This is a genomic window from bacterium, assembly GCA_018812485.1.
Lineage (GTDB): Bacteria > JAHJDO01 > JAHJDO01 > JAHJDO01 > JAHJDO01 > JAHJDO01.
Window position 1 is genome coordinate 20517 of record JAHJDO010000089.1, and the last position, 16137, is coordinate 36653.

Annotated in this window: 21 protein-coding genes; all 21 read left to right on the forward strand. The window is 36.4% G+C overall.

The window, feature by feature from the left end; translation table 11 throughout:
• The first annotated feature begins 7 nt into the window (after positions 1 to 7).
• Entirely contained in the window at positions 8 to 1543 is a 1536-nt protein-coding gene (locus KKC91_07000) for a tetratricopeptide repeat protein (protein ID MBU0478299.1), read from the forward strand.
• Positions 1540 to 2976, forward strand: coding sequence for a conjugal transfer protein TraG N-terminal domain-containing protein (locus KKC91_07005; GenBank protein MBU0478300.1), 1437 nt, complete (start codon positions 1540 to 1542; stop codon positions 2974 to 2976). The genes KKC91_07000 and KKC91_07005 overlap by 4 nt, the downstream gene beginning before the upstream one ends.
• A gap of 4 nt (positions 2977 to 2980) precedes the next feature.
• Positions 2981 to 3397: a hypothetical protein gene (locus KKC91_07010; GenBank protein MBU0478301.1), complete on the forward strand. Its 417-nt coding sequence runs from the start codon at positions 2981 to 2983 to the stop codon at positions 3395 to 3397.
• A gap of 6 nt (positions 3398 to 3403) precedes the next feature.
• Positions 3404 to 4000: a hypothetical protein gene (locus KKC91_07015; protein MBU0478302.1), complete on the forward strand. Its 597-nt coding sequence runs from the start codon at positions 3404 to 3406 to the stop codon at positions 3998 to 4000.
• Complete coding sequence (locus KKC91_07020) at positions 3978 to 4967, forward strand: TraU family protein (GenBank protein MBU0478303.1); 990 nt, start codon at positions 3978 to 3980, stop codon at positions 4965 to 4967. The genes KKC91_07015 and KKC91_07020 overlap by 23 nt, the downstream gene beginning before the upstream one ends.
• Positions 4964 to 5581, forward strand: a complete 618-nt coding sequence (locus tag KKC91_07025; GenBank protein ID MBU0478304.1) for a hypothetical protein — start codon at positions 4964 to 4966, stop codon at positions 5579 to 5581. Before KKC91_07020 ends, KKC91_07025 begins: the two co-directional genes overlap by 4 nt.
• Entirely contained in the window at positions 5562 to 6404 is an 843-nt protein-coding gene (locus KKC91_07030) for a conjugal transfer protein TraF (protein ID MBU0478305.1), read from the forward strand. Before KKC91_07025 ends, KKC91_07030 begins: the two co-directional genes overlap by 20 nt.
• A 67-nt stretch (positions 6405 to 6471) precedes the next feature.
• Positions 6472 to 7035 (forward strand): hypothetical protein, encoded by a 564-nt coding sequence (locus tag KKC91_07035; GenBank protein ID MBU0478306.1) that lies wholly within the window; start codon positions 6472 to 6474, stop codon positions 7033 to 7035.
• Positions 7035 to 7283, forward strand: a complete 249-nt coding sequence (locus KKC91_07040) for a hypothetical protein (GenBank protein MBU0478307.1) — start codon at positions 7035 to 7037, stop codon at positions 7281 to 7283. The genes KKC91_07035 and KKC91_07040 overlap by 1 nt, the downstream gene beginning before the upstream one ends.
• On the forward strand, positions 7280 to 8416 hold the full coding sequence (locus KKC91_07045) for a hypothetical protein (protein ID MBU0478308.1): 1137 nt from the start codon (positions 7280 to 7282) through the stop codon (positions 8414 to 8416). Before KKC91_07040 ends, KKC91_07045 begins: the two co-directional genes overlap by 4 nt.
• Positions 8417 to 8429: 13 nt before the next feature.
• Positions 8430 to 8906: a hypothetical protein gene (locus KKC91_07050; protein MBU0478309.1), complete on the forward strand. Its 477-nt coding sequence runs from the start codon at positions 8430 to 8432 to the stop codon at positions 8904 to 8906.
• A gap of 25 nt (positions 8907 to 8931) precedes the next feature.
• Positions 8932 to 9330, forward strand: a complete 399-nt coding sequence (locus KKC91_07055) for a hypothetical protein (protein MBU0478310.1) — start codon at positions 8932 to 8934, stop codon at positions 9328 to 9330.
• Between the two features lie 17 nt (positions 9331 to 9347).
• Positions 9348 to 9878: a thermonuclease family protein gene (locus tag KKC91_07060; GenBank protein MBU0478311.1), complete on the forward strand. Its 531-nt coding sequence runs from the start codon at positions 9348 to 9350 to the stop codon at positions 9876 to 9878.
• Complete coding sequence (locus KKC91_07065; protein MBU0478312.1) at positions 9878 to 10399, forward strand: hypothetical protein; 522 nt, start codon at positions 9878 to 9880, stop codon at positions 10397 to 10399. The genes KKC91_07060 and KKC91_07065 overlap by 1 nt, the downstream gene beginning before the upstream one ends.
• A 29-nt stretch (positions 10400 to 10428) precedes the next feature.
• Positions 10429 to 10980: a ribbon-helix-helix domain-containing protein gene (locus KKC91_07070; GenBank protein ID MBU0478313.1), complete on the forward strand. Its 552-nt coding sequence runs from the start codon at positions 10429 to 10431 to the stop codon at positions 10978 to 10980.
• A complete protein-coding gene (locus KKC91_07075; GenBank protein MBU0478314.1) occupies positions 10967 to 12382 on the forward strand; it encodes a hypothetical protein in 1416 nt (471 codons plus the stop codon). The genes KKC91_07070 and KKC91_07075 overlap by 14 nt, the downstream gene beginning before the upstream one ends.
• Positions 12375 to 13268, forward strand: a complete 894-nt coding sequence (locus tag KKC91_07080; GenBank protein MBU0478315.1) for a relaxase domain-containing protein — start codon at positions 12375 to 12377, stop codon at positions 13266 to 13268. Before KKC91_07075 ends, KKC91_07080 begins: the two co-directional genes overlap by 8 nt.
• A gap of 1 nt (position 13269) precedes the next feature.
• Positions 13270 to 13911, forward strand: coding sequence for a PD-(D/E)XK nuclease family protein (locus tag KKC91_07085; protein MBU0478316.1), 642 nt, complete (start codon positions 13270 to 13272; stop codon positions 13909 to 13911).
• Positions 13912 to 13947: 36 nt separating this feature from the next.
• Positions 13948 to 14355: a DUF3276 family protein gene (locus tag KKC91_07090; GenBank protein MBU0478317.1), complete on the forward strand. Its 408-nt coding sequence runs from the start codon at positions 13948 to 13950 to the stop codon at positions 14353 to 14355.
• Positions 14356 to 14882: 527 nt separating this feature from the next.
• Positions 14883 to 15248, forward strand: a complete 366-nt coding sequence (locus KKC91_07095) for a DUF2294 domain-containing protein (protein MBU0478318.1) — start codon at positions 14883 to 14885, stop codon at positions 15246 to 15248.
• 245 nt (positions 15249 to 15493) lie between these two features.
• Positions 15494 to 16137 (forward strand): phosphoenolpyruvate carboxykinase (locus KKC91_07100; GenBank protein ID MBU0478319.1); only part of this gene is annotated, 644 nt, incomplete at its 3' end.

Here is a 16137-nt window from a genome sequence, read left to right on the forward strand (position 1 = left end):
GGAGAACATGAGAGCCGAAAATTTTAAATATAGTTTAGCAGTATTTTTAGTAGCTTGTATTGCTTTTTTGGGTTTAACGTGTGGAGGATGTAAAAAAGAGCTAACATTCGAAGAAGCAAAGAAAATTGCAGAAATTGATTGGGATAAGAGATATAAAGAAACTAAACAAAAGTTTGGCTATCATTTTAAACGAGGGATAGCGTTTGCTGAGGTGAACGATTATAAAAATGCAGTTGATGAATTTAAAGATATGCTGCAAATGAATCCCGAGGATCCAGATTTATACCTTTTGCTTGGAAGTTGTTATTCCTTTTTTGGAGAATACGATAAGGCAATAAAAACTTGTAAAAAAGCAATAAAACTTAATGCTGATCTTGCTGATGCACATTTCATGGTGGGTAAGAATTATGCTGCGTTGGGACGTTACAAAGAAGCGAGGGTATGGCTAAAGAGAGCAAAGGCGTGTAAAAGTGTTTCTTCTACTCCTTATTTAAATAGTCTTAAGGGGATTGATGAGGTTTTGGATATTGTAAATAGAATTATTTTTTGGAAAGAGAGCATTGGAATTTGGTCGCGATCGGCTAGCGATGCCAAAGGACATCGTCAACTGGGATTGGCATATCTTCATCTTGCTAAAAGTGGAATTTTTTCAAAAGACGAGCATATAAAAGAGAAACATGCTAAAGCCGTGAAAGAGTTTAAAAGAGAAGTTAAAATTAATTATAAAAGTCCTAGAGCGCGTTATAGAATAGGGGAGTATTATTTTGAATTAAAGCAGTATAAAGAGGCTAGGAAGTGGTTATGCAATGCTGCGCAATATGCGCCTGATGATTCGGAAATAGCGTTAACCCTTGGAATAGTTTGTTCGATATCTCTTGAAGCGTTAAAAATGGCTGAAATTTATAAGGATAATCCGGCAGAGCGTTTTAATCTTGAGGATGGATCTTTTGAAAGACAGTATTATATTGGAAGGGGGCACTATAGTGTAGCGAGATGGTTAGAAATAGGGTTTCAAAGTAATTTATGTGATCTCCGGAGCTCTCATTGCTTTGATTGGCCTCTTCACTATCAGAAAGCAGAAGACACATATAGAAAATCGCTAAAAATCAAGCCTGATTTTGCAACGGGACATCATGCATTGGGTGTGTGTTTGATAATGAGGAACGACAGAACTAAGGATCGTGAAGCAGTACTAGAATTTGAAAAGGCATTAGAAATTAACCCTAATCATTCCTGTGCGGCTGCTTCACATTTTTATATCGGGGAGACTTGGTATCGCTTAGCTTTTGATAAGTTTCCGATGAATCTTTTCAACAAAATGGAAAAAGAAAAGGCTCTCGTAATTATTTCACATTTGGAAAAAGCGATATCGGAGAAAGGAGTAAAAAAACGCCATGATGATGTGCATTTTTATCTGGGGAGAACCTACTTATGTCTAGGGCGATATAAAGAAGCGTTTAGAGAATACAAAGCTCTTCGAGGGATTAATAGAAAAAAGGCAAAAGAGCTATTTAAGATGGCAGGTGGAGCGTTTAAAAAGTGATTAAATTAGGCGCTTTCCCAGTTGATTCAGTATTGATGTTTTTGGGATTGTCTATATGCGGGAAAGTGCTATCTATGTTGAAAGTGGCCTACATAACGGTAGTTGCAATTAGTTTGGTAGTTATTGTTTGGCGAAGCGTTATGAATGGCGAAGGTCCATGGAGTTCGTCGGTTATAAACTACTTGCTTGTGATAATTTTATTTTCAATTCTTGTAAGTCATAAAATGGTAATTAGTATTAACAATATACAACCTCGTTCAGGTAGAGAATCTGCAGACAAAGTGTTTGAAAAATTCAAGGGACTTAAAAGTGATATGGGAAGCGTAAGAGTACCAGTAGTTTTCTTTAAAATAGTACAGAGTATAGATGAGCTAACTAATGCAATAGCATATATGATTAGCGGAGGGGACTATCACGCGGTTTTTTTGGATTTTGTCACATTGCAGGCAGAAGTATCTGCATTAAGTATGGGAGAGAATGCCAGGGGTAATTATTTAAGGTTTGTTGCAGATTGTACTTCAAAAGCTATAACTACATGTGAAAATGAAGGAGTAATAGTAACCGGGCCAAAGAATTTTATAGGTAATGAAGCTTATATAAAAATGTATGAAAAACATGTTAAAGGAAAGGGAACTGAGTGGACAACTACCGTTAATGGAGTGCCAATGTATTGTAATGAGGCTTATGACAAGTTAGGAAAGCTTCTGAAACAAGATGCAAAAAGGCAATTTACGGCATTGGAGCGGATGGGAAGTCTTCTCAAAAAAATATGGTATAAAATTCCAGGTATTGGAGGAGGATGGACATTTGCTATGGGTAGAAGGGCTCGTGGAGTAGGCTTAGAAGACCAAGTTTTGGAGGATATTGTGCGAAATTTTGAAAGAAAAGCAAGCGGAGACCCTGCCTCAAGCGCACAGATAGTAAGAAACATATCGCCTACAGGATCTTTTTTTGCAGACGCAGCTGGTGCCAAAGCGTTAGGACGCATAGGGCAACTTCTTACTATTCCAGCATTTTTGGGGATGTGTTCAACAGTTGTAAGGGTGTTACCGTATCTTCAAGGAGCATGTTTACTACTATTATATGCAGCTTCGCCTATTATTTTTTTATTGGCATTACTACCTGGGCGACTTGGTGCAATGTTGAAATTTTTTACTACTGTGCTGTGGGTTCACAGTTGGACTATATGCTGGGCGATAGCAGGATTGGTGGGAACCTTTGCTGGCGGGTTAATAACTATGGTGTCAGGGAAGAGTTCTTTTTGGATGAACAATTTAGAGATGCCTACTTTAACAGTTTTGCTGGTAATTTTAACTCCTTATGTATCTTGGGTCTTTATTAATGGGACAGTGACATCTATGGTGCGGCCGGAGAAAATTCCTACGGGGAATGTTGCAGCTGCAGCATCGTCTGCTGCAGGAAAGGTAGGGTAAAGCTATGGTAGAACAATTCTATATAGTCGGTCTCGGTTTTTTTGTTGTGTTTATATTCCTGACGTTAATAGTAAGCAACAACTATTTCCGAAGAAAATTTTTCGTATTTGTTTTTTATGCAGTTAGTGGTTTACTTATGCTTCTTATGGGCACTTATTTATGGTGCGTTTTGACTTCTAAAGAAGTACTGGGTGAGAGATTTGGCCGCGAAAACGAGTTTGCAGTTTTTGGCTTAATGCCAAGTGATATTATAGGGCAAATCCGTCAAGCGAATGCTAATTATACACGCCCTACAGAAACAGGAAGGTATAGTCGCAGAGAGCTTCTTGAGAAAGAAAAAAACATTAAAAGAGAAGCAGAACAGCAAAAGAAAAAAGATGAGTGGTTAAAGAGAAAAATAGCGAAAGGATTGGAGGATTAATGAGTTATGAGTAGAAGAAAAACATGGCTAAAAGCAACTTATTTTGCGCTATGTTGCTGCTTTCTTATGTTCTTCGCCTTTCTCCCCTGCTACTCAGAAAAAGTCATTGATCTTGGCGTAAGAGGCGAATATATCGAGCTATCCGATGAACAAATCAATGTAATTGCAAAAAGAACAGGGAAATTTGAAAAAGAAATGGCAACAATAGTGAAAGAAGGTATGGAAGAAGTAAAAGATAAAAGAGAAATTAAGCTGCCTGGTTTTCACACAAAACTTAAAAGACACACAGGATCACAGAAAAGAACAATTAAAAAACTAAAAGATGAGTTATTGTTGGAAAGGACTCAGGGAATATTCTTTTTTACATGTAAAGACGAAAGCTCAATAAATGCGGCAAAGGTATGGCAAAGCAAGATCAGCGCAGCAATTTGCATTGGTTATAACACGATAGAAGAAGCATACGCTTTTTGGGCAGAAATAGGGCTGAAATGCCCAATGCAGGTAGCTCAAAACGATTCTACTACTGAAATGTTTGGAATAACATCATATCCTGCGTTGCTTATAATGAGGAAAGGCGAAATTGAAATTATCGAAGGGATTTAAATTAACGTTTTTATTTTTTTTGCTTATTTGTTTTTCAAGAGGTGTTAAGGCTGAAGATGACAGCATAGATTGGAGCTGTGTAGATCTAAGATTCAGCGGTTTATGTATTTGTACAAAAGCAAGGATAGGGCTGGGAATTACTGTAACATTTTGGTTGCCGGAGATATACATTGAGACAGTTAAAAAACCCGGAGATGGACAATATTCATCGAAGAGCGCGGCAGTTGCGCAGAGTAACATTCCTATGTATTCAGGAACCACTACCTCTACCCTAGATGGATCGAATCTTCAGTTCAACGAGGTGCATGTTATGCTTAATAAAAAGTTATCAAAGAAGATCATAGACAAGCTAGAAGAGATGGATGGTAAGTTTGAATGTCCGGAAGGGACAGGGAGTAAGACTGAATATGGACTTTCCTATGTGTCAGAACTAGATGCAGTGGAATGGCGATTTGGACTAACGGAATGGCTGCATACAAAGACATTGTCTACGGTTCCTTTATCAGCGATTCCCGGCTTTTGCGCCATGATTGGAGCAGCAGGTCAATATGCAGGAGAAACATATCTAACAATTTCACAAGCGCAAACTCCGATTGATATGGCATTTAATTGGGCAAAGTCGTTATGTATGGGCTATTGGGGCTTCATGTATCCAAGAAGAGGCTTTTTTACACATCAGAGCGAGGTTGTAGGAAGCGCTGCGGACGCGTGGAGAGCATTAGAAATATGCGGATTACCAAAGCCCGGAGACAGAACACGCCACGTTGTTACCCAAAGGCTTCCTTATCCTGTTTTAATGACGGATAAAATCCAAATGATACGGCCGACTCTTGGCGGTTGTATGTTTCCAGGGAAAAATCCTGCATTATGGGATATGAAAAAGGTGTCTAAAGACGGGAAATACATGTGGTTATTCTGGAAGAAGTATGTTTGTTGCTATTGCGTGTGGAAATGGTACGGGAGATGATTAGAAAATATACAAATAGATTCCTTATTCTTTTTTTAATAGTAGGATTATTCCGCGCCCAGTTATTTGCAGTAGATTTTGGATACGATAAAATTGACTTCTTTGGTAAAGAGAAGGAAGAAGGTCCGAGAATTACAATTAAAACAATCGAGAAAAAGCCCTGTGAGGGTTGCGGGAAAAAGGGGAAGATCGTACAGAAGCAACCTATTTCAGAAAAACATCCTAAAAACGAGATAACACAGCTTATAGAAAAGAGCAAACAGCCAAAGATTGAAGGTTTAATGTTTTTTGTTACAGATAAAGAGCCGTTTTTAAGTCAAACAATGACAAAAGTCAAAGAATTCAAAGATAATCATAGCGGCTTTCAGATTGAAGGATATCTGGTAATGGATTTTTTGGGAACAAAGGGAGATAAAACAATAAGGGCTTTTAGGAAAGTAAAATACTTGGATGAGTTGGAATTAGCAGTAGATCCTTATTCAAAGGCTGGAATGGCGAGGAAATTTGATATAAGGAGATTTCCAAGCTATGTTTTTGTTAAAAATGATACTTATCATAAAATAGCAGGGACATATGTGGAGTTAGAAAAGCTGTATGAAGAAATATATAAATAGATTCCTTATTCTTTTTTTAATAGTAGGATTATCCGTCACTCAGTCATTCGCAGTGAATTTTGGATATGACAGAATTGATTTCTTTGGCAAAAAGAAGAAACCCATATCTCCCGACACACCCGTGTTACAAGAAAAAACCAAGCCTGAAAAAAAAGAAGAAAAAAAGCTAGATGTAAACGACAGGGAATTCTGGACAGAAGTTACTAAAACGCCTGACGGAACTTTAACATACTATAAACCCCCTAAAGCAGTATTAGATTATATTACCAATCCTACCGAAGAAAATGCCAGAAAATATCTTCTCTGGAATGAGAAAAAAATGGAAAGGATTGCAGAGGCTCAAAAGGTTCTTGCAAAGGCAGCGGAGAAAATGAAACTTTCCGGGACGTATTTCACAACGGAAGGGGGGGAATACAATCCGGTTGATATAAAGAAAGCCGGAGGGATTAATAAGTTTTTAAGAGAAAAAGGAATAAAAAACCAGCTTTTAATTAGCTATTTTATCAGACCTGAATGCCCTTATTGTCATGATGAAACAAAAATATTGCAGGAATATATAAAAGAGAACAAGAACATAATAATAAAAGCATCTATAAACCCAAGGGGTTTTGCAAAAGAAGCAATAGATAAAGAATTAAAAGAATTCCCCTTTAAATATAGCTTCGATGGCGGAGAGCACGATCTCTATAAAATCGCAACCTATCCCAGTATGATAATTACGGGACCCGACGGCACAAAATATAAAATGAGCGGTTTTGTAGATGAGGGGAAGTTTAAAGATACCTGCAGAAAAATATTATCCGGAAATATTAAAGAAAATTGAAAATAAAATGTCTAAAATCAAAACTTTATCTGTTATATATGTAGAAAACAAGAAAAGGAGAAAAGGGATGTTAAGTAAAAGAATTTCTAAGAACGCAATTTTGGCCGGGGCAGTTATGCTTATTTTCTTAGCAGGCTGTAATTCGCTAAAACCTATTACATTTACTAGCATGGAAGGACATGTTGAGCCGACAATAGTAGTGAAAAAAGAATATAGTTATCAAGAAATGCTAAAGGTTATTAAATCAGCTAAAAGCTCCCTATGGATCTGCGACATTAAATATGAAGATAATCTTTCAGATGAGGTCAATCCCGGGATAGTTAATGCAATTCTTCAAGCAGAACAACGTGGAGTAGATGTCAGGATTATGCACAGGGAGACAGGAGAACTTTGGCTGAATAAACTAAGAAGATCAGGGACTGTTAATATCCTGGTACCTCCATGTGAAAGCAGAATGGTAAGAAAAAAATCAAGGTATGTTATAGCAGATAAAGAAACAGTCTTTGTCCAGGATGACAAAGTTGATCATCGCCCAAGAATTATAAGACACTATTCGCGTGTTGGAGATTATGTTACTGATTTTAGTGAGAGGTGGAATGAAGCAGAAAAGAGAATAAGGAAGTATCATTAATGAGTAGAAGCAAAAAAATACTTAGTGAATTTGAATGGCTTGAGCAAAATGAAGGAACTATGCAAAGAACTATGCGAGATGAAAAAGTTTGCCGAGGATGCGGGAGTCCAAAAGATAAAGGATCGCCTGTATGTTGGGATTGTTATAAATACAGAAAAGACATAACGCCTTTTAAGTATTTTGATGGAGATATTTCGCAATGGCTAGAGCAAGTAAAAAAATTAAAAGCTCAGGAAAGAGAACAATGAGACAGAAAAAATTAGTTGCTTTTATATTATTTGCTTTTTTTGCAGGGCTTTCTTCCATATCATTTGCAAATGATATTACCCTGCACTATTTTTATGATAAAGGATGCAGAAACTGCGATAAGGCAGATAACCTGTTAAGCTCATTTATTGCAGGAGATCCTTATCATAAATATATAGTCGGGTACTCAAAAAAGAATAGGATTAAAATTACAAAACACAATCAAGAACTAAAAGATCAAGTTGAGACTAGAATAACCTTTGATACTGCTTATAAAGTAAAACATGGCCGAAGGCTTGTGTGCCCCGCTGTTTTTATCGGAAGCTGTGCTTTAGTCGGGAAGAAAGAAGTATTTAAGTTAGGTGAGGCTATGAGAGATCCTGGCAAATGTCTGCCAGTTTGTAATACTGGGGGTAAGGAAAAACTGGAAAGCATTTTTACTTCAATTTCTCTACCGGTAGTTATTTTTGCAGGCTTGCTTGACGGAGTAAACCCTTGTGCAATTACTGTTTTAATATTTTTTATTTCTTTCCTGCAGGTGAGAGAAAAAAGAGGAAGAAACCTTGCAGTGTTTTTATTTATTTCAGGTGTGTTTATCGCGTATCTGTCGTTTGGGCTGGGAATAATTAAGGGAATAAATAAGTTTTACAGTTTTAGAAGAATAATCGACTTAGTTGCAGTAATGTTATGTACATACTTTGCTATTCAATCATTCTTTGACTACAGAAAAGCTAAACTGGGGAGAGTTAGAGAAATGGTGTTAAAAACACCGGAAAGATTAAATAATATTGCTCGCAGATTAATAAGAAACACAAAAGGAGCTGTTATAATTGCGCTGCCACTGGGAATTATTATATCTCTGCTGGAATTTGTATGTACGGGCCAGGAATATGTACCAACCATTCTATATATGCTTAAAACAGGAAATAGAATTGCCAGGGCCATCCAACTCTTGACGGTTTATAATCTGGCTTTTGTTCTTCCTCTTATCCTGGTTGGGATAGCTTGTATTGCTGGGAGCAGGACTGATAGAGTTACAGACTTTTACAGGAAGCATTTAGCAACTGTTAAGCTATGTTTTTGTTTCTTTTTTACAGGATTAGCTATTTATTTAGGAACAACTTTAATCAACTGAGAAAGGAGTTTTTATGGGCAAAAAAACATTTAAACAAAAATTACCAGAAGAATTAGAAAGTTTACTTTACAAGAGCTATTTAATTGAAATTTACACAAAATATTGGGAAAACTTATTTGATAATCCACCGCTTTTACATGATTGTCTTATCAAAAAACTGAGTAACTTAGAGGAATCTGTAAGCAAAATATGTATAAAGATAGAGGCAGAAGATATAGGGTTTGATACAGATACAATTATTGATGGGATCGACAGCGTGTTTAAAGAGCAGAAGAAACAAATAAGTCTCCTACCTGTATTGTCGGGATTTGATTCTTCTAAAGAAATGGCGAAACTTCTAATAAAAAAAATAATGTTAGAGGGAATAGAAAAAGAACTTCAATCGCTTGGAGTTGAAGTGGCAAAGCTCACGACAGAAGAAGTCAGGTTTATTGATAAAAAAACAAAAATTGTTTTATGTCTAGAACCCCAAATCACTAATGTCCCATAAATAAAAAGGTTGGAAAGGTGTAAAAATGAATAAAATTATGCGTAGAATAGTAATTGTTTTTGCCATAAGCTTTTTGCCTGTTTTCGGGTTTGCTGAGGTAATTGGCAATGCTGATGAGATAATAGAGAATATCGCTAATCCAATCTTGAACAACATTCTGGATGGCATTAAAACGAGTAATGCCGAAAAATATTCAAAAGATTTTAAAGCATCCAGGAGAATGTTTATGCAAAAATATGATCAGGTACAAGCTCAAATTGGGAACTGGAAGTCATATAAATATCTCGGCTTCTTAAACAGAGAAACTGAGACAGTAGTTCTATGGAAAGGCCAGTTCAATGAAACCAATAATGATGTTTTGATCAAAATGGCCATATCTAAAGAAAACGGTAAATATTTGGTTGTTGGCTTGTGGTTTCAATAATAAACCCAGGGAAACTTATGAAAGCTTTATTAAAACCTATTAATCTCTTAATAAAAGTTATTACTGTGCCTGTATTAGTTTGCCTGGTAACGTCCTATGCTTACGGCGTTGTGGACATATTTGAAGGCAAAGAGGGCTGTATAAAAGGCAAGTATTGCAAGGTTAAGTTTATAAAGGTAGTTACTCCTGAAAAGATAATTGTAAAGCGAGGATTAAAGGAGCACAGCGTAAAACTTGCCGGGGTTAACGTCCCAAAAGAATATTGGCCGGAAGCAACTACTTTTATAAGGAGTTTTATCGAGGGGATAGTTAAACATCCATATATCACAGTTGAATTTGAGAAAACAAAGAAAGAAAAAGCATGGGTAGGTTACGTCTGGAAAGAAGGCTTAATGTTAAATTGGGAGTTGGTAAGGATGGGACTTGCAGAATATTGTCAAAAAGATATTACGGGAAATAAGTATGATCAGTTTTTACAAGGAGCAGAACTTAAAGCAAAAACAGAAAGGAAAGGAATGTGGGCAAAAATATTAAGAGGAGGAATGTGATGGGTGAGAAAGTAAAATATTTAAAATTAGTTCTATTGGGATCAGTGTGTTTTTTATTAGCAGGATGCGCTTGTGTTCCGGGAGGTATTTCAGCTTCAAGTACACCTCTTAATAACAAACCATATCATACACTTGGATATACCTCAGCAACTGATAGTAGGTTTCTTATACTGGGGTTTATCCCTGTAACAGGAAGTAACTCAACAAGGGACGCGCTTAATGAGGCAATTAAGGATGCTGGAGCTGATGCGTTAATTGATGTAACGGTAGAAGCATATGGACAATGGTTTATACTGTTTTCCAGGGTAGTAACAAAGGTAGAAGGAATTGGTATTAGGTTTGAGCATTATAAGCAAGAGCCTGAGAATATAGGCGTAAAGAGCAAAAATACGGATAGTGAAGCTATTGCAGACTATATTGTAGAAGCGGTGAAAGAAAAGAAAGAAAGAGAGAGCAAAAAGCAAAAGCAGAAAACAGATCCTGAAAAAACGAGAATGTGGGATAAGATTAAAATTGATTGAATTTTTAATTATATGCAAAAGGTTTAAAAATGGCAAAAATGAATAAAGAAAAACGTGTAGGCTTAAGACTTTATGAAAATCAATTGCAAGATTTAGAAATACTTGCCAAAAAGAACAATAGCAGTATTAGTGAGCAAGTTAGAGAGGCTGTTGAGGAGTATGTTTTAAATCAGGGGGTCAGGAACAGTCTTTCCTATATAAGACGGCAAATTAAACAAAAAACCACATTCGAAAAATTAAAGCTAATCGCAGGATTGGTAATAATTGCTCTTCTTCTTCCTGTATTGTTGGATATAAAAATAGATACTTTCAGGCGAGTTGCTATGGCAATCGGGATTATTTTAGGTACATCCGGATTTCTTTTTAATATAGATACGAAATATTGGTTAGGAATATTAACTATAGGGTTTGGTGCCTCATTTGTACTGCCGGCTTTTTTCTTTTCCCCTAGTTATCAACTATTGTTTGGAACTTTTTTTATCTGGCTTAGCCCGTGGCTACTCATGTTTATTCTTTTACATATAGGGTTAAAAGAATATGAAACAAAAATTAATAAGGATCATAAAAATGAAAGCACATAGCAAGTATTTGACAATCTTGTGTTTATTTTTAGTAGTTTCAATAGTTGGTTGCGGCGTAATTAAGAAACGCCCATCTAATGACCTTATTCAAGGCGCGCTAAAGTACAAATTACCTCCAGCGCTAAAAATAGTAGATTTAAAAGCAGAAGAATGGAGTTCCTCGGGCAAGCTCGGAGAAATTATCACTATTTTTTCTGCGCAGGTTATTCCTAGAGAAGATCTGGTAGAACAGATTGATTATATTGAAGGGACTTCCATTGTGAAGGTTGTTTTTCCAAAAACAAAGAGTGTTCCAATTAATGGGAAAGCGTTTGCCAAACAAGTTGGAGATCAATGGGAAGTTCAAGTAGAAATTAGCGAAAAGCACAAAGTGCTGTATTTTGTAGAAGAACCAATATCAAAATATCAACCGGCAATTCTAGCAGGAAGCAAAGAAGCAGAGAAACTAAAATCAGATCAATCAGATAAAATATTGCGTATAGCATGTAAAAAACTCGATGCAGAAATTAAACTGGATGAGAAAAGAAAAAAAATAAAACAAGAGCAACTTGATAAAGAAAAGCAAGAAGATATTGTTCTCCGGAAGAAAATGTTCTCAGCAATAGTCAATGCGTCAGGTCTTGTTGGTGGGACAGAGAAGAAGATACGCGATTGGTATATCTTCGTAGAAAACAAAGATCCTAAAAAACTTCTTTTTACCGGTACTATTATTAAAGAACTTATAATTGGTGGATCGATTCCTTTTTCAGGTAGAATTGAAAAGGGTGGAATAGCAGTCTTGAAAACAGTTGCCGATGACGAAACAAAAAATATTATACTTGATCAGGTAGATGTAACCGGACGTGTGACAGGAATATACTTTGCTTTTATGCCAATATCAGAAAATAAGGTAAAAGAGATAAAGGCAACATTAGAATATATGAAAGCATGGGCTGAAAGAGATTTTGTTATTAAGACAATAAGTAAAGAAGAAGCCATACAACTTCTTGCGCAAACTGAGTATTATACCCCAAAGGGAGAAGCAACGGCTTCAAGTTGCCACTATGGCAGTTCAGGGTACCCTAAACGGGCGATAAATAATGATTTTAGCACATGGCAGTGTTTAGATGATAAAACTGGGTGGCTTAATATTCGTTTAAAAAGCTCGCAAAAGTGTATGGGGATTTTGTTATATAGGCCTGACGGTAGTGTAATTAAGTCTGCAAATATAAAGATTAATAATGGGAAAAGGATCTCATTTTCGACCACAGCAGAAAAAGGGAGTCTTTTAATTCCTTTTAAAAAAGAGGAATTTATTAAAAATATTAGGGTAAATATTATTCAATCAGATAGACATACTGGATTTGCAGAAATAGTTTTTATTTCTCGCTTGAAAGAGAAAAAGGAAAACCAAAATGAATGAGAGACCTGAAGAAATCAGACTGAAGATTGAATTAGTCCCTTCCGCATCGTGGTATGATAATTTAAGAAAACATACATCAAAAGAGGATTGGAATAAAATACGAAAGAGGGTTTACGCTAGCTACGGATACAGATGTGGAATTTGTAGTACTAAGGGAAGATTGAATTGCCATGAAATTTGGGAATATGATGATAAAGGATATATTCAGAGACTTGTTGGGTTCATCGCACTCTGTGATCTGTGCCACCATGTTAAGCATATAGGTCATGCAGATATTTTGGCGGATGAAGGGAAATTAGATTACGAAAAAATTGTTGAGCATTTTATGAGAGTCAATAATTGCAGTAGAAATACTTTTGAAAAACACAGGGGAAAGGCGTTTGACGAGTGGAAAGAGCGATCGAGCCATGAATGGCAAGTGGATTTGGGAGAGTATAAGGATATAATTAAATATGTGGTATCAATGAATGGGAATAAAGAAGAGGAAGCAGGAGGGCTAACTGTTAGAAGCATTGATACTGTTGAACAAGCAGAAGCTTATTATCAGCATTTGATTCACGATGACTGTTATCAAAAAAAAGATGTGGTTGGACACTGGTTCGGGAAAGGAGCGGCAGCACTCGGTCTTGCCGGCGAAATTAAGAAGGATGATTTTGATGCTCTCATCTGTGGGGAAAAACCCACAGGAAAGCATATCGTAGAACCAAGTTATGGGAAAGCAGAAGGTAATTTTATAACAACTGATGAAATTAAACAGTATTTTTTCTGCCCTTATGCTTATCTGTATGGTTTTATGGGAAAAGTAGGCGCTTCTATGGAAAAAGATAAAAAGAAAAGACTATATGGAAGAAAACAGCAACATAGAAAATTAGAGACAAAGTATTAACATGATAAATAAAATTATTTTATTTCTAATTTATCGAGTAATAGAGCCATTATTTATTTTTTGTCCTGTTCTCCTATTTTTTTTATTGGTTAACAGGATAACAACTTCGCGAAAAATAAGAAAGCTGAAATTAAATTTTTTTATTTCCAAAGAGGAGTTAAATAAAAAACCTCGATTTAAAAGATTGGGGAAGTATGTTTACAAAGACAAAGGTTATAGATCTAAAATATTCTACAATCAGGATTATGGTATTTCTGGAAAACCTGACAGAATATTCCGCTTATTTAACGGGCTCTATATTCCGATAGATTTTAAGTCGAGAAAATTAAAAGACGGCAGAATATACGAAGATGAAGAAATACAAATGGTTGCGCATATATTATTGGCAAGGGCTAATTTCCAAAAAGCTGAGTTTGGGCTTCTCATTTACGGAGATGAGAAGGTAGCTAAAATTGAGTTAAAGGAGAATAAGTTAAGCAAACTAAAAGAATGTCTTATGAATATTCGTAAAATGAGACAGGGGAATGTTAGCTCTTGCCGTTTCGTTGAAACGAGTGCCAATATTAGCAGAGAAAAATGCCACCATTGCAAGGTATCTAGTAAATGCGAATATAGGAATTTTCGGAATACGAAAGTAGCTTAAGGTAAGTGCAACAGGAATAATGAAAGGGGGCCGGATATGGATAAAACAAAAAAAGAGTTGTTTTCCGATAAAGTGCGCGCGGGAAATCGGACGTATTTTTTTGATGTAAAAGAGTCTAGCCAGGGAGCAAAGTACTTAACTATCAGCGAATCAAAGAGAGACGAAAAAGGAAGCTATAGGCACAGTCGAATTATGGTCTTTGAAGAATGCGCTAGTGAATTTCGTGCTGCGGTAGGGAAGGCAATTAGATTTATGGGAAAGGTTGATTCTGGTATAGAACGCGGGGTATACGCACGATCTCATTTGAGGTGGAGTAAAGAAGAAGATGTTTCCGTAAAAGATCAATTTGCTAAAGGTAAACAAATTGATGAATTATCTAAGATGTTTCAAAGAAAGCCGACTGCTATAGCAAATCGTTTAAGCAAGCTAGGTGTCTTTTATTAATGTTTTTTCCAGCACATAACATACCTGTATTAAAGATTAGATATTTTGATATACTTGACCATATCCAAAAAAGGATAACAAGTAGTAAAGAAAACGTCCATTTTTCATTAATCTGGCAAAAATGGCATGTCGACAACTTCGCATAAGGCACCTTATTTGTCCCTAGAGGGTGGGTCACGATGTACCTATTCATTTCTGTATGTGCCCAGCACAGCACATTGACTTATTTTCTAAAAGGATATAGTATAAAACTTACGATTTTCCCGATAATTGCGATAATTTAACGAGAAAGGATAGTCATGGTTATAAATCCATACGACTCCAATAACCCAATAAGTCCTCAAGACTTTGCTGGGAGACAAGAATTCAAAGATGTTAATAACATTATATCTACAAAATAATGGAAGAGTACCGGAGAGGATGCTAAATAATATGAGCGAAGACGATATTAATAGAGAAATAAAACGTCTTAAATCCGAATTGTGGTTATAAATTTTAGATAAAATAGCTAAAAAAGAGAATAACTTATGGGAAAGAGGACAAAAGGAGAGATAGAAGCTCAAATCAGCGAGGCGATAATAAAGTTTGAAAAAGAATATATGGGCAGAGGCCCTATGGAGACAAAGACCTATATTATAAAGGATATGGTCTTGGTTCGCCTCAAAGGAGTGCTTACGCTTTCCGAGGAGCAATTAGCCAAGAGCGCTGAGGGAGCTGAATTAATAAAAAGGACACGTATGCAGTTATTAGAGGGTGCGAGACTTTTGCTGGAAAATATAATTTTAGATATTACCGCTTGTCAGACAAAAAACCTGCATACAGACATAAGCACAAAAACAGGCGAGAGAATTATTATTTTTACATTAGATCAAGATTTGGAGGATAAATTTTAAAACAAAAAGTGTTACCTATGTGCCCAGCCAGCACAAGATATTGACTAAATTCTTTTTTTGTTTTAGAATAAAGCTGACAGACGGGTAATATTTTGGAAGACTGAGGCAAGGACCCATTAGAATATAAGGGGTTGTTGCGAAGTAAGCCAACATTGAGGTTCCAAGTTTCTGCGATAAGCGGAAAACAGGAAGCGGTGTTGGCTTTGTTGTTTTATAAGCGTTTTTTAAAAAAAGGAGGAAGGGCGATGTCGAAAATGTATCTAGAAGCATTGGAATCCAAATTGAGTGAACGTGATTATGAGAAACTGGAGCGAATAGCCAATCCCAAAATTCAGCGGTTTATTGCTGAGTCTTGCGAACTCTGTAATCCTGAGAGAATATTTATCTGTAGCGATTCTTCAGAAGATATCGCTTATGTGCGCCAACAAGCAGTGTCTAGTGGTGAGGAAAAGCCATTGGCTATTTCCGGGCATACTTATCACTTTGATGGGATAGAAGATCAGGGTCGTGACCGTGAGGTAACCAAGTATCTTGTACCTAAAGACGATTCACTTAGCAATACCCTCAAGCAGATTGAGCGCGAGGAAGGATTGACGGAAGTAAAAGCGTTACTTAAAGGTACTATGCAGGGGCGGACAATGATTGTCCGTTTTCTTTCACTGGGGCCGACTAACTCTGTATTCAGCATCCCCTGTGTACAGTGTACTGATTCCTGGTATGTGGCTCACAGTGAAGACCTTCTTTATCGGTCAGCCTATGATATGTTTACGCAAAAAACAGAACAGTCAGAGCTTTTTTGCATCCTTCATTCGGCAGGAAAAATGAATGAGGATATGGTGAGTGTAGAGACAGATAAAAAGCGTATCTATATTGATTACACCAAAGACAC

Coding starts and splice junctions, on each gene's coding strand:
- KKC91_07050 (MBU0478309.1), top strand. CDS start 8,430: ATGGGCAAAAAAACATTTAAACAAAAATTACCAGAAGAATTAGAAAGT.
- KKC91_07080 (MBU0478315.1), top strand. CDS start 12,375: ATGAATGAGAGACCTGAAGAAATCAGACTGAAGATTGAATTAGTCCCT.
- KKC91_07000 (MBU0478299.1), top strand. CDS start 8: ATGAGAGCCGAAAATTTTAAATATAGTTTAGCAGTATTTTTAGTAGCT.
- KKC91_07070 (MBU0478313.1), top strand. CDS start 10,429: ATGGCAAAAATGAATAAAGAAAAACGTGTAGGCTTAAGACTTTATGAA.
- KKC91_07095 (MBU0478318.1), top strand. CDS start 14,883: ATGGGAAAGAGGACAAAAGGAGAGATAGAAGCTCAAATCAGCGAGGCG.
- KKC91_07060 (MBU0478311.1), top strand. CDS start 9,348: ATGAAAGCTTTATTAAAACCTATTAATCTCTTAATAAAAGTTATTACT.
- KKC91_07055 (MBU0478310.1), top strand. CDS start 8,932: ATGAATAAAATTATGCGTAGAATAGTAATTGTTTTTGCCATAAGCTTT.
- KKC91_07065 (MBU0478312.1), top strand. CDS start 9,878: ATGGGTGAGAAAGTAAAATATTTAAAATTAGTTCTATTGGGATCAGTG.
- KKC91_07090 (MBU0478317.1), top strand. CDS start 13,948: ATGGATAAAACAAAAAAAGAGTTGTTTTCCGATAAAGTGCGCGCGGGA.
- KKC91_07010 (MBU0478301.1), top strand. CDS start 2,981: ATGGTAGAACAATTCTATATAGTCGGTCTCGGTTTTTTTGTTGTGTTT.
- KKC91_07085 (MBU0478316.1), top strand. CDS start 13,270: ATGATAAATAAAATTATTTTATTTCTAATTTATCGAGTAATAGAGCCA.
- KKC91_07025 (MBU0478304.1), top strand. CDS start 4,964: ATGATTAGAAAATATACAAATAGATTCCTTATTCTTTTTTTAATAGTA.
- KKC91_07040 (MBU0478307.1), top strand. CDS start 7,035: ATGAGTAGAAGCAAAAAAATACTTAGTGAATTTGAATGGCTTGAGCAA.
- KKC91_07075 (MBU0478314.1), top strand. CDS start 10,967: ATGAAAGCACATAGCAAGTATTTGACAATCTTGTGTTTATTTTTAGTA.
- KKC91_07045 (MBU0478308.1), top strand. CDS start 7,280: ATGAGACAGAAAAAATTAGTTGCTTTTATATTATTTGCTTTTTTTGCA.
- KKC91_07030 (MBU0478305.1), top strand. CDS start 5,562: ATGAAGAAATATATAAATAGATTCCTTATTCTTTTTTTAATAGTAGGA.
- KKC91_07015 (MBU0478302.1), top strand. CDS start 3,404: ATGAGTAGAAGAAAAACATGGCTAAAAGCAACTTATTTTGCGCTATGT.
- KKC91_07035 (MBU0478306.1), top strand. CDS start 6,472: ATGTTAAGTAAAAGAATTTCTAAGAACGCAATTTTGGCCGGGGCAGTT.